This window comes from Mucilaginibacter sp. P2_A4 (genome assembly GCF_056405015.1).
The window spans coordinates 83,499-96,777 of sequence record NZ_JBFUCX010000001.1; the positions used below are offsets into that span (position 1 = coordinate 83,499).

At 44.3% G+C, this 13,279-nt stretch carries 9 protein-coding genes; 4 read left to right on the top strand and 5 right to left on the bottom strand.

The window, feature by feature from the left end; genetic code table 11:
• Window positions 1-5: 5 nt before the first annotated feature.
• The 5 genes from AC1DYB_RS00285 to AC1DYB_RS00305 all read right to left on the bottom strand — a co-directional run bounded on the left by AC1DYB_RS00285 (window position 6) and on the right by AC1DYB_RS00305 (window position 6,180).
• Window positions 6-2,327 (bottom strand): TonB-dependent receptor, encoded by a 2,322-nt coding sequence (locus AC1DYB_RS00285; RefSeq protein WP_477431412.1) that lies wholly within the window; start codon window positions 2,325-2,327, stop codon window positions 6-8.
• A gap of 140 nt (window positions 2,328-2,467) precedes the next feature.
• Window positions 2,468-2,854 carry a hypothetical protein gene (locus AC1DYB_RS00290; RefSeq protein ID WP_477391430.1) on the bottom strand — a complete coding sequence of 129 codons (387 nt, stop codon included), beginning with the start codon at window positions 2,852-2,854 and terminating at the stop codon, window positions 2,468-2,470.
• Between the two features lie 88 nt (window positions 2,855-2,942).
• Complete coding sequence (locus tag AC1DYB_RS00295) at window positions 2,943-4,001, bottom strand: acetylxylan esterase (RefSeq protein ID WP_477431414.1); 1,059 nt, start codon at window positions 3,999-4,001, stop codon at window positions 2,943-2,945.
• A gap of 94 nt (window positions 4,002-4,095) precedes the next feature.
• Complete coding sequence (locus tag AC1DYB_RS00300; protein ID WP_477431416.1) at window positions 4,096-5,289, bottom strand: winged helix-turn-helix domain-containing protein; 1,194 nt, start codon at window positions 5,287-5,289, stop codon at window positions 4,096-4,098.
• 228 nt (window positions 5,290-5,517) lie between these two features.
• Window positions 5,518-6,180, bottom strand: coding sequence for an RNA polymerase sigma factor (locus AC1DYB_RS00305; protein ID WP_477431418.1), 663 nt, complete (start codon window positions 6,178-6,180; stop codon window positions 5,518-5,520).
• Between the two features lie 120 nt (window positions 6,181-6,300).
• Between AC1DYB_RS00305 and AC1DYB_RS00310 the strand changes: the two genes are divergently transcribed.
• The 4 genes from AC1DYB_RS00310 (at window position 6,301) to AC1DYB_RS00325 (ending at window position 13,226) form a co-directional block, all read left to right on the top strand.
• Window positions 6,301-6,678, top strand: a complete 378-nt coding sequence (locus tag AC1DYB_RS00310) for a hypothetical protein (RefSeq protein ID WP_477431420.1) — start codon at window positions 6,301-6,303, stop codon at window positions 6,676-6,678.
• A 236-nt stretch (window positions 6,679-6,914) separates the two neighbouring features.
• Entirely contained in the window at window positions 6,915-9,059 is a 2,145-nt protein-coding gene (locus AC1DYB_RS00315) for a glycoside hydrolase family 31 protein (protein WP_477431422.1), read from the top strand.
• A 205-nt stretch (window positions 9,060-9,264) separates the two neighbouring features.
• Complete coding sequence (locus AC1DYB_RS00320; protein ID WP_477431424.1) at window positions 9,265-10,656, top strand: SGNH/GDSL hydrolase family protein; 1,392 nt, start codon at window positions 9,265-9,267, stop codon at window positions 10,654-10,656.
• A 5-nt stretch (window positions 10,657-10,661) separates the two neighbouring features.
• The gene (locus tag AC1DYB_RS00325) at window positions 10,662-13,226 is read left to right on the top strand and encodes a glycoside hydrolase family 38 C-terminal domain-containing protein (protein ID WP_477431426.1); all 2,565 of its coding nucleotides are present in this window, start codon (window positions 10,662-10,664) and stop codon (window positions 13,224-13,226) included.
• Window positions 13,227-13,279: the final 53 nt, after the last annotated feature.

Genomic DNA, 13,279 nt, shown 5'->3' on the forward strand with positions numbered 1-13,279 from the left:
TTGATTTAATGTTTTCCAAAATGGTAGGCCAATCCCAGCGTGAACGCTCGGGGATCGCCCAGGTTATAACTATAAGATGCCTTTTTGTTGGTTACCGAAGCTGTTGCCAGTGTGGCGTAATAGGTATTGAATACGTTCAACGCGTTTACCCATACTTCGGCCGGACCGAATTGATAACCCGCACGAATATTGGTTACTTTAAAACCGCTATAAGAAAACTGCTGCAGATTGTCCATATAGTATTTGCCCACTTGCTGCTCTTCCACACCGATACGGAAACCCTTGATATAATGCGGTTTGTAAACCACCTCTGCATTGCCCGTGAAATGCGGAGCATTGGCCATTTCGTAACCATTATAGTTCACGCCGCCAGCCACATAGTTCACGAATTTATGTAAGGCATTGGTACCGCTCAAACGCAGGTAAAGGTCTTCTACCGGGCGGTAGCTGATGCCATACTCGATTCCTTTATGGCGGGTTGCCCCGGCATTTTGCGGTACGGTTGTGTTATCAGGCAGGCGCACATTGATGATTTCGTTGGTGCCGTTCATCAGGTAGAAACTATAATCGATGTAGAGCTTATTCTGCACCAGCGACAACCAGCCACCGAGTTCATAATTTTTAAAAGTTTGCGGCAGCAGGTATGCGCTATTGGTCGTTTTGCCAAACACCTGGGTGATCTGAGGCGGCACGTAGCCTTCGCTATAAGTGCCATAAAAGCCAATACCCTTATTATTGTAGGTAAAACCAACCTTTGGCGCTACTTTGCCGTAGTTTGTAATGGTGGATGGTCCGCCGGCCACTTTAGAGCCTGGCAGGGAGTTAACAAACGCGTATTGGAAGGCATCATAACGCAAGGCTGCAGATATGCGCAGTCCGGGCGCTATGGTAAAATCATAGTCTACATACGAGCCGAAATTACTGATCACCGTATGGTAGTTAGCCAAAACCGAATCCGGGTTCAGCTTCGTGTAACTTACATAATTGACCAATCCGTTCTGGCTTTGCTTCTTCACCCAGATAAAATCCTGGAAATAGGATTGCGGGTCGAGTTCTGCACTGGTGCCGACGATCAGCTTACTATCGAGGAATTTAAAACGCTGGACATGCTGTAAAAATAAGCCGTAGGATTTAAAGGCATTGGTGTTGATATTGCCGCTGGCGGTATCCGGCGAGATCGGGTTTGTAGGCTTGCCACCCGTACGGTAAGTGGCGATAGAATAGGATGGATTTTGGGCAACCGAGTTATCCCGGTACATGAAAGTGGCGCTGGTACTGCCATTGGCACTCCACTGATGGCTAATGGTAGAGCGCGCCCGCAAAGCTGTTACCTTACGGAAGGTGAAAAAGGCCTGTGACGAATAATTCTTGCTGCTGAAGTGGGAGCTATCCAGGCTGCCGTACATGTCGCTGAAATAATTGATGTAAGAAACACTGTTTGTCCAAGTGGTATTCGTGTCGATGTGGTAGTCCAGCCTGGCGGTCACTGCAGTTTTGTGAAAATCGCTGTACTGGATTGGGCCGTTGGTTTGGTTGGCATAATAGCCGCTGACGATAAAGCCCAGTTTACCTGCAGTGGCGCCGATCTGTCCGTCTACACGCTTATAGCCCCGGTTATTCAGCTGGGTGCTCAAATACCCCGACGTGTATGCCGGTGGCGCTTGGGTGATCAGATTAACGACACCACCGATGGCTTCAGCACCATAAAGTGCAGATGACGGGCCTTTGATAACTTCGATATTTTTAGCGGCCGCCATATTCATTTCCAACAATGCGTTATGGTTAAATACAGCCGAAGTGCGTAAAGGGATACCGTCTTCCAGGTATAAAAACAAATTGTTGGTGTTCATCGGCTGGCGAATGCTCATTTCGTGCTGCTCGTTACCGAGGTTCACCATGTTCACACCGCTTATTTTGTTAACCAGCTGGTCAATTCGCTGTGCCTTCGTGTCCTGTATAGTCTGGCTGGATACCGTTGCAATAGCGATAGGTGCCTCGCTGCGCTTTTCGGCTGTACGGTTGGCGCTCACCACTACCTGGTTCAACTGGCTGGTGACGGGTTGTAGAGCAATCGCTAACATACTGCCCTTTACTTCGGCCAGGCGGGTTTGGTAACCAACCGAGGTGATCTTAAGTGTTTTGGCTGTTGTAGTGATCTTAAAACTGCCGTTGGTGGCAGAACTGACGATGGTGCGTATAGTATCGGAAACCGTAGCGGCAGGGATAGGCTCTTTGGTAACGGCATCGAATATTTTACCGTGAATTGTTTGGGCAAAGAGATCGCCTGCGAAAAATAAAGCGCAGATAAAAAATATAATTTTTTTCATAGAAAAAATCAGGACAAACGGCGTGGGTAAAACCCTGTCAGTTTGTTTAATGTAAAAGGAAAAAAGAATGAAATAAAGTGATGACGCGATATAACGCATCAGCGTTCATGCAGCTACATTACCAGGAATGGGTATATAGATTAAACGAGCTGCTTAGGCGGCCGGAAGATGGCTGACAGATAGCTGCAGCGGTATTGATAATTATAACGGTAGAATGTGCTTTTGTGCGATTCTAAAATAACCGGTTCTATAAAAGCGAATTGATAAGGCTCCTGGAAAAAGGAAACTTCCATTTTTGTGAGGTTATCCTTTGTTTCCTGCTTTTTTTCATTTTCTTCGGCCTGCCGTATCTTTTTCATGAAATAGCATTTTCCGTCGCAATGCAGCCAGGGCCGATTCTTATTGATACAAAGGTTTTCGGCAATATATTTATTGTTCATCTCAAAACCCGCATAGACGAAGAAGAGCGAGCAGTTGGAACTGATCAGCGCGGCAAGAAGACATATGGCGGTTAACCGTTTGAGCATTGCCGCAAAGGTAAAATAATTTTCTAACTCATATTATTTAAGTTCTCCATCTTCATTTAATATATTCTCGGGCGGCACTAAACCAATGTTATAGCCATTTGCTAAACCAATCCAGCGTCATTTTAAAATGTTCAGGAGTTGAGGTATGGAATAGTTTTGGGGTTACATCACGGCTAATTTTATCGGTCGCTTTTTTAGAAGTGTAAGCCTGTATGGCCGATGCATAGGCGATGTTTGCACCAGGTAAAGGGCAATTCGGGTCATTTTCGGTGCCGACAACCAACAGTGCCCGAGGTGCCATGAGCCTAAGTAAAGACGGACAGTCAAATTCACTGGTAATATTGGGCAGCAATTTATCCCAAACCGCTTTCACGTTCCGTTTATTTAAGATTGAATCACCAAGGTCTTTGGCAGCCTGTATATGTGCGCCCTGGATAGTACCCGCGCGCGCTTGCCATTTATCATTATCTAAGGACCATTTGAAGCTTTGCACAGAAATATCCAGCACAATCACTTTAATTCGCTTGTCTACCGATGCTGCAAGCCATGTTTCAATGCCGCCCATGGAAATGCCGCCCATGCCAATACGGCCTGGGTTTACATCCGGCCGGCTGACCAGGTAATCCGTTACCCGCCACAAATCAAAAGCGGTGTCAAATAAAAAGGGATGGGTTTGGTGAGTCTCGTCTTTGTTTTTCCAGGCTGCGGCAGCAGCAGCCACGTATTCCTTTGAACCGTGCGCACCTCCTGCAATTCGTTCGCCATGAAAGCGGGCATCAATAGAAACGCCCATGATGCCTCTTTTAACCAGTTGATACAGTATATTTTTGTTGTCCTCTTTTTTACCACCGGTGCCGTGTAAAAAAATAACCGCGGGGTATGATTTAGCTCCTGTAACCGGTTTATAAATCAGGATGGGCACCCGTTCATTTTTTTCGCTGTAAATAAAACCATGCTCAATTATCACAGAATCTGTTTTGGTTACATCGAAGGCGGGGTTTAACGGAACACGCGGCCTTTCCAACAGCTTTTTAAAATCAGCGGCTACCTGATCTGCCGGAGGATAATTTATTTGCTGTGCAAACGAAGTCAACGCACACAGGGATAATACAGCGGCGGTGCAAAATACCTTGATCTTAAACAACATATTGGGATAGATTTATGGATACAAGGTACAAAACATAGCGCTTAATCATTGTAACAATATGAATATGACAGGGGAGGAGCGGGCAGAACCAGATTTACCGGAAAGCCCGGGCGATAGCTTCCAGGTAAACCGGGTGATTTGATTTTTTAAGGTCAATGTCCCGGCATTGGTTGAACAGCACGAATGCTTTGAGTGCTTCTGTAATTCTCCCTAGCATAGCTTCGTTCAGTTCCACAGCCTCGAAGTGCAGGTTATGGACGATCAGCAGCTTTTGTTTCCGGTCGGCCTTGGCGTCCATCCGGGCAACAAAGGTATCACCCAGCAATACCGGCAGGCAAAAATACCCATACTTCCGTTTGGCGGCGGGCACAAAGCATTCAACCTGGTAATCGAAGCCGAAAAAGTCCCTTAACCGGTGGCGGAACACATTCAGGATATCAAAAGGGGAAAGGATGAAAGCCTCACCTGCTAATTCGATTGCTGTTGGCTGACCGGCCAGCATATAGAGCGGCGCGCTTTTCAACCCTTCAATCAGCACGGTTTGTACTTCGCCTTCTTCAAGCATCCTGGCCAGTTCCTGTTTCACCAGGTTTCCTTTAACGAAACGGGCGCGCCATGCCATCTCTTTCGCGTAGGCAATACCGAGGGCGCCCAGGGTACGCCGGATAACGAAACGCGCGTATTCCTCTGCTGTGGGTAATACCAGGTCTGTATCTGCTGGTACCAGGTTCAAGGGCAGGTCATATACCTTGTGAAAAGCTTTGGTACGGGTTATCATTAGTTTTCCTTCCAGGTATAAGTGCTCAAGAGCCACTTTGGCTGGCCGCCAGTCCCACCAGCCGGAGCTGGCTTCCTGCCGGTCGTTTTCAAAGTCGCCTACCATCAGGGGGCCTTCGCGCTCCACCCGGTCGAGCACCTGCTTCATGAGCCGGGTCTCTGCGGGTGTTTGAGGTTTCCTATTGCGAAGGAAGCTTTCCTTTACGGGCAGCGAAAAGCGAAAATCAGGAATCGGGAGATAACCAGCGTCGGAGGTAAAATATTCAAAGATGCTGCCGTCTGCTGCCAGCTCCGCCAGCCAGCCTGGCTCATAGTCCGGGATGCGCGCGGCCATCACGTGGTGATGTGCCCGCTCTACCACATAATTGGTATCAAGCTGTACAAAACCCAGGTGGTCGATCAATCGGTAAACTGCCTCAATGCCGGTTCCAAACTGTGCCTTTTCGGCCAGTCCGGCTGCGTGCAGGATGATCTTACGGGCTTGCAACGCGGAAAGGAGTATTGGTTCCATGGCAGCAAAATAACGAAATGTTTCGGCAGTCAGTTAGTTTTGATTTTGTTCAACCTGTTGATCAGGAGTACCTTCGGTGATACGCTTTCAAAGGTGTTTATCGCAAAATGGCTACACGGCCACTCCGCATGTATATATCAGTTATATAATAAGCTACCACACATCAATTAGACAAGCTAATCGTCTATTGATATAATTTTGATGGCGCAATGCTCCTTAGCAACTGAGTTAATTCAATCTCGAATTATCGGCATTCCTTATTTTATCCATCACATAGTTTACAACCACGTCACACCGTACAAGGTTAAACTCAAAGAGTTGTTGCGGTTGCCAATATTCATTTAACTCCATACGCAATAGTTCTTTTGCACGGGTCAGCCTTATTTTAACGTTGGATTCGCCAATCTCTAAAGCTTCCATCGTTTCACTGGTACTCATGCCCTGCACTTCGCGCATCACAAATACGGTTCTGTATTTCTCCGGTAATGCGGATACCGCCTTTTCTAATAATACCCTTAATTCTTTATTCATAAGGTTGTCTAAAGGGGTTTCACTTTCATAATCTTTGTAGTTATTTTCCATCAACGTTTTTTCCAGTTTCAACTTTCTTTTTTTACGCAACAGGCTTTCATTTATTAATATCCGGGTGAGCCAGGTGCCGAAGCTGGAATGATGCTTGAAATTTGATAGTTGTCTGTATGCATTCAGGTAGGTGGTTTGCATAATATCCTCCGCTTCCTTGTCATCATTAACAATAGACATGCTGATCCTGTATAAGCGTTCATTAAACTTACGCATCAACATTTCATATAAATGCGTTTGTCCTTTTAATATCTGTATCACAATTTCCTCGTCACTTAAAATCTTACTTATTGGCATGGCTGAATTCATTTGCACTAATTTACTATTAATAGAGTACCCGGTTTTTAAAGGGTTACAAAATCACGATAAATATATTTTGTAACCCTTTTTTTATAGCCAACCTCTAATGGGTATAAATTCAAAATGATTATGGAAACTCAAACAAAAAACGTTCAAACATTATTAAAATTTACTTATGGCTTAGTACCTATTGTTGCCGGGGCCGATAAGTTTACTAATCTGTTAACTGATTGGTCGCATTATCTCAGCCCAACGTTAAAAGGTCTGTTACCTTTCTCCAATCATGTTTTTATGATGATTGTTGGTATCATCGAAATTATAGCCGGTATATTGGTGTTCCTGAATCCTCAAAAAGGGGCATACCTGGTTAGTGCATGGTTGGTGCTTATCGCATTAAGTTTGTTAGCCAGTGGAAGCTACCTTGATGTGGCTGTCCGTGATTTAGCAATGGCCATAGGTGCTTTTTCTCTTGCTAAACTGTCTGCACCTGCCGGCTTAAAAAATTAAATCAGGGAGATTTATACGGTTTAAATTTTAGGTTTTATTAAGTCACATAACTACTGTTAGTCGCATTGTTGAGATGGAATATTTAATTCTTTTATTTATTTTACTGTATTAGTGACAGTTTTAATGCATTTTTATGATTATTTAGATGATAAAGGAGATTTTAAATTCGGTACCTTACCTGCTATTTTGCCTGTTGGTAACAAAAAAGATCACCTTTATCCTATAATCGAGCTGATATGAGCAAACACAACATCGCAACAATTATTCTGGCATTATTTTTCCAGTTGGCCCTTACCAAAACTTATGCCCAGTTAACCAATCCAGCGCCTGGGGTACAAAAAATATCTGCTGGTCAACCAGACAAATTTACGCCATATAGTTTTTGTGAAGAGTTACCCATGGCGTCGGCTCTTGGTGAGTTGCCTGCCGGGAAACTGCCGTTTGCTGTTAGCGACATTAAAATAAGCAGAAACGATAGGGGGGTGATCGTCGAGATTCCCCTTGACGATAAAGAACAGCTTTATGGTTTTGGTTTACAGCTGGGCTCATTTAACCAGCGGGGATTAAAGATCAAACCTATAGTTAACGATAACCCTTTAAACGATCTTGGCTATACCCATGGACCCGCAACCTTCTATGTATCTAATAAAGGTTACGGAATTTTAATCAATACATCGCGTTATACCACTTTTTATTGCGGAAGCACGACCAAATTGAATGACGGTAAGAGTGTGGCTACTGAACGCAAGGACGGCAATTCTGTAGAAGAGTTGTACAAAAACAATAACCAGGAGCTGGGTAATGTAACCGTCGACATTCCCGGCGCCAAGGGGATAGAGGTTTTTATTTTTGAGGGTCCTGAGCTGAAAAATGTCCTGCAGCGCTACAATCTGTTCGCAGGTGGTGGTGCTTTGCCGGCAATCTGGGGCCTGGGGGTTAAATACCGCGTAAAAGCTGATTTTAACCAGCAGCAGGTGATCAAGATGGCCGACTATTTTCGCGATAACCACATCCCATGTGACGTTTTAGGCCTCGAACCCAAATGGCAAACCGCGGCATATTCCTGTTCATATGTTTGGGCTAAAGATTTCTTCCCCGACCCTAAAGCATTCCTCGCTACTATGACAAACAAAGGTTTTCATGTAAATTTATGGGAACACGCCTTTGTATCACCCGTATCTCCGCTTTATGAGCCCTTGAAGAAAAAAGCAGGAAACTACCTGGTTTGGAACGGACTTGTGCCGGATTTTGCAGATACAGGCGCAAGGCGTATTTTCGCCAGTTATCATAACGAAACCTTTATAAAACAGGGCATCTCCGGTTTTAAAATGGATGAATGCGATAACTCAAATATCGCTTTTGGAAGCAATGCATGGAGTTTCCCGGAGCTTAGCCGGTTCCCGTCGGGTATTGACGGAGAACAGATGCACCAGCTTTTTGGATTGCTCTATCAAAAAACAATATTTGATATCTATAAAAAATCAAATCAGCGTACATATCTGGATGTGCGGGCCTCCAATGCTTTCGCATCATCCTATCCGGCCGCTTTGTACAGCGATTCCTATGATCATGACCAGTACATCAAATTGATCCTGAATTCCGGGTTTTCCGGAATGATTTGGTCCCCGGAAGTAAGGGAATCCAATTCAATAAAGGATTTTATGCGCCGCAGTCAAACTGCAGTGCTGTCTGCACAAACCTTATTTAATTCATGGTACCTGAAAAATCCACCCTGGTTGCAGATCAATAAACAAAAGAACAATGCCGACGAGTTGATGGATAATGCCAAAGAGGTGGAGGCAGATATCCGTAAACTGTTTGAATTTAGAATGAGCCTCATTCCCTACTTGTATAATGCTTTTGCCGAGTATCATTTTAAAGGGATACCGCCATTCAGGGCGCTGGTGATGGATTACCCGGAAGATAAGAACACTTTTAATTTATCAGACGAGTATATGATTGGGAGCGGGATACTGGCTGCACCGTTAACAGAAAAGATGGACGAAAGAAAAGTTTATTTACCGGCAGGCACCTGGTATGATTTTAATACCAACCAAAAATGCGAAGGTGGAAAAGCATATACTATTAAACCAAGCCTTACTCAGTTACCAATTTTTATAAAAGAGGGCACCATATTGCCATTGGCCAAACCCGTTGAACATGTAGCCGAGGACACCAGGTTTGAGATCACCTGTTTTGTGTACGGCGATCCTAAAACGGCCGGTTCATTATTTGAAGATGATGGAGTAACTTTTAATTATGAAAGAGGAAATTATAATGCGATCAACTTATCCTGGAACAAAAATAAAGGAGCAATAAAACGCAGTGGGTCATTTAAAAACTCCAGGTATGTCATAAAAAAATGGGTGCTCATAAACTAAAAGGAAGCATTAAAAAACTTATTAGCCTTTTGTCGCAATGATCAAATTAGATTAAACGGTTTATGGGAAGCCATATTCCGTTTAATCTAATTCTCCCAAACTGGCATCTATTTATCTATTAAAAAATTTGCTAAATCGATTTATTTAATGTTGATTTGCTAAATCAATTTAGCTTAAATAAGCACATATCTATTTGTCCAATTAAATGAGAAACTATTTTTATAGCCTTTTACTGCTGTGTGCTTTTGCTGCGCCTGTAACTGCACAAACGGTACAGCCTTTTAAACAGGGCGATAGGGTAGTGTTTACAGGTAATAGCATTACCGATGGCGGGCATTATCACTCCTATATCTGGTTATATTATATCACGCATTTTCCCAATCGCAGGATAACGGTTTTTAATGCCGGGATCGGTGGCGATGTATCCCGGCAGATGCTGGAGCGCATGGATAGTGATGTATTTGCAAAAAAGCCAACCGTTATCACGCTTACCTTCGGAATGAATGATACAGGTTATCAAAACCTGAAAGGGGCCAAAGCCGACTCAACCTATGCCGTCAAAGTAGCAGAATCATTAAAAAGTTTCAGGCTGATAGAGGATAAGTTAAAGCAGCACCCCAACGTACGGAAGATCATGATCGCCTCATCACCTTATGATGAAACCGCTAAGATCAAGGCAACGCCACTAATCGGTAAAAACACCGCCATGCTAAAAATAGCTGCCGATCAGCAAAGTACTGCGTCAAAAAATAACTGGGATTTTGTTGACTTAAACCGCCCGATGACCGCCATCAATTTGCAGCAGCAGCAAACCGATTCTACCTTCACCATGGAAGGCAGCGACCGTATTCACCCAACCAACGACGGGCAAATGGTGATGGCCTACCTGTTTTTAAAAGCCCAGGGGCTGGCAGCAAAAAAAGTAGCCAACATGGTTATCAATGTAAATAACAAAAAGGTTTCCCTTACCGAAAATTGTATCATTACCGCCCCGGTAATTAACACAAACCATATTAAATTCAATTACCTGGCCAACTCATTGCCTTATCCAATGGATACCATTGCAAGCGGTTTTGGCAGGCCGGCAAAACCACAGTCTGCGGTGTTAAAACTGGTACCGTTTACCAATGAATTTAACCAGGAGCTTTTGCAGGTCATAGGGCTAAAAGAGGGTGTAAAATACTCCCTTAAAATAGATGGTGAACCGATAGGCACCTGGAACGCAGCAGAATATGTCCAAGGCATCAACATGGCCTTAATAACAAGCACACCCCAATACCAACAGTCGTTGGCCATTATGCACCTGAACGAAGAACGCTGGACGATTGAACGCCGTCTGCGTGAATATTACTGGATGCATTACTCTATCCTGAAACCTAAAGGGCTGTTATTTAATGATGGACAGGCTACTTTAGATTCATTGCAGCGATATGCCAAAAAAGATTTTTTTGTGGCTGTTACCGTACCCACCTACCAAAAGGCCAGGTTTAAGCAAGTCCGTGATGCCTGGCAAAAAGAGATAGACCTGCTTACCGACGAAATGTATCATATTAACAAGCCAGTTAACCATATTATTGAGATAACCGCAGCCAAATAACTCCCATGAAACTGAAAACCATTTTGATAAGCTTAATGTTGGTAAGCGGCGTTGCTGCCAGCTCATTTGCGCAAACGGCCTGGTATATAGATGGCTACCATGGCGGCATCTGGGGTCATTATCCCGACTGGAACACCCGGTTCATGGCAGATATGTTAAAAAAGAACCCCGACTGGAAAATCAACATCGAGTTGGAGCCCGAAACCTGGGATAGGGCACAAGTAGTAGACCCGGCCGCCTATGCCGATTTTAAAGCCCTGTTTGCAGATCAATCCCTTACCGGCCGCATAGAGTATGTAAACCCCGAGTACGCCCAAAGCTATAATTACAATATCTCGGGCGAGAGCATTATCCGCCAGTTTGCTTATGGTATTAAAAAAATCAAGGTACATTTCCCCGAAGCGGTGTTTACCTCTTATTCATCCGAAGAGCCTTGCTTTACCAGCGCGTTGCCACAGATATTAGCCTCGTTTGGTTTTAAATATGCTTCGCTTAAAAATCCCAATACCTGTTTTGGCGGCTATACCCGTGCCTATGGCGGTGGGCTGGTTAATTGGATTGGTCCGGATGGTACGGGTATTATAACTTCGCCCAGGTATGCAGTTGAACAGTTGTCGCCAAAATCAACCTGGCAAACCATTGCCTGGGAAAATGCGGCCAATTACATCAAAGCAGCTTATGCAGATGGCGTTAAACACCCGGTTGGGATGACTTTACAGGATGCCGGCTGGAAGGGTGGTCCGTTTATCGGCAATGGTGATAAAGATGGCGTACACAGCATTTATACAACCTGGCGAAACTATTTTGCAAATGTTGCCCGGGGCGATGCCCGGCCGGATTGGGAACTATCTCAGGAAGATATACTGGTGAGCCTGGTTTGGGGTTCGCAGGTTACACAGCAAATTGCCCTAAGGGTGCGTGCTTCCGAAAACAAGATCATCCAAAGCGAAAAACTGGCTTCAATGGCAAAGATCTACGCAGGTAGCAGCTATCCCCAGGCCGATTTTGATGCCGCCTGGCGAACGCTTTTGCTATCGCAGCACCATGACTGCTGGATAGTGCCCTACAACGGCAAGCCCGGCGATACCTGGGCCGATAAAGTGAAAAGCTGGACGGCGTTGACCAATAACAAGAGCGATAGCATCAGTACCCTTACTACTTCACTGTTAAATAAAAATGAAGGTGATTATATCACCGTTTATAATACACTCGGGATCAGGCGAACAGAAGTTGTTGAGGTTGATCTTCCGGCAAAATTTACGGCTGAAAATACGGGTGTTTTTGATCTTAATGGTAAACAGGTAGCAGGCCAGGTTATTCCGGCTGCTGGTCAGCAAAAAGCAAAAATAAGCTTCAAAGCAACCGTGCCTTCAATGGGCTATGCCGTTTATCGGTTTAAAGAACTAAAAAGGACTATTTTAAAAGGCGCTAATATTACCGTATTGGTTAATGGTGATTACCAACTTGAAACCAACTTATACCGCATCATTATTGATCCGGCTAAAGGCGGCATCATTAAAAGCCTGTTGGCCAAAACTATGGCTAACCAAGAGTTTGTAGATAAAGCCAACACCCGTAGTTTTAACGAGTTGCGCGGTAATTTTTATAATGACGGCGGTTTTAAATCGAGCAAAGACAATCCTGTTAAAATAGAGATCATAGAAAATGGTCCCATCAGCATAAAACTGGCCATCAAGGGAACTATTAATGGCAGCGATTATACTCAAATCATCGCTATGAATGAGGGCGCGCCACGTATTGATATCAACCTGAACATCAACTGGAAAGGTAACCCCGGTATAGGGGAGGGCATTATACCGGGTACCTACAAATGGGAGCTGCCGGCAAAGCCATTTTATGATGACAGGAATAAGTTACTGGCTTTGTTCCCGCTTAACTTCAAACACCAAAAAATATATAAAGATGCACCTTTTGATGTTACTGAAAGCAAACTGGATAATACCTTTTATACCCGCTGGGATAGCATTAAAAACAATGTGATCCATACCTGGGTAGATGTTACCGGCGAAAACGACAAATACGGAATGGCGCTGCTTACAGATCATACCACCAGTTATACCCATGGTAAAGATTATCCTTTGGGTTTGGACATCCAGTATTCAGGTATGGGTTTATGGGGAAAAAACTATACCATTGATGGGCCTACAGAAGTCCACTATGCATTGATACCACACACCGGTAAATGGGATCAGGCCGGCATTTGGGCAGGTGCCACCCAATGGAACGAGCCTTTGGTGGTGCGCGGGGGCAAGCCAGGTGGAAATAACAATACATCATTGATCAGGACGGACGATAAGGACATTGAGATTACCTCGGTACAATTTGATGGCGATGACATGCTGGTGCGTTTTTTTAATGCTGGGGTGGGCAAAGCTTTTAAAACTACGTTTAATTGCAATGCTGATAAAGCCCAACTGGTGGAGTTAGATGGCAGGGTTAAACAGGTTTTGTCATTAACTAAACAAACTACCGGCGATAATGCGTTGGTTTTCAATATTCCAAAATTTGGAATCCGCACATTGCGGCTCATCAATGCACGCAAAATATAAGCTACATGCATCCAACAAAATATTTGTAAAATTTATTGTACAATATTTTGCTA

Excerpts from the sequence above, each read along its gene's own strand:
- AC1DYB_RS00285 (WP_477431412.1), bottom strand. The coding sequence starts at position 2,327 with ATGAAAAAAATTATATTTTTTATCTGCGCTTTATTTTTCGCAGGCGAT.
- AC1DYB_RS00290 (WP_477391430.1), bottom strand. The coding sequence starts at position 2,854 with ATGCTCAAACGGTTAACCGCCATATGTCTTCTTGCCGCGCTGATCAGT.
- AC1DYB_RS00295 (WP_477431414.1), bottom strand. The coding sequence starts at position 4,001 with ATGTTGTTTAAGATCAAGGTATTTTGCACCGCCGCTGTATTATCCCTG.
- AC1DYB_RS00300 (WP_477431416.1), bottom strand. The coding sequence starts at position 5,289 with ATGGAACCAATACTCCTTTCCGCGTTGCAAGCCCGTAAGATCATCCTG.
- AC1DYB_RS00305 (WP_477431418.1), bottom strand. The coding sequence starts at position 6,180 with ATGAATTCAGCCATGCCAATAAGTAAGATTTTAAGTGACGAGGAAATT.
- AC1DYB_RS00310 (WP_477431420.1), top strand. The coding sequence starts at position 6,301 with ATGGAAACTCAAACAAAAAACGTTCAAACATTATTAAAATTTACTTAT.
- AC1DYB_RS00315 (WP_477431422.1), top strand. The coding sequence starts at position 6,915 with ATGAGCAAACACAACATCGCAACAATTATTCTGGCATTATTTTTCCAG.
- AC1DYB_RS00320 (WP_477431424.1), top strand. The coding sequence starts at position 9,265 with ATGAGAAACTATTTTTATAGCCTTTTACTGCTGTGTGCTTTTGCTGCG.
- AC1DYB_RS00325 (WP_477431426.1), top strand. The coding sequence starts at position 10,662 with ATGAAACTGAAAACCATTTTGATAAGCTTAATGTTGGTAAGCGGCGTT.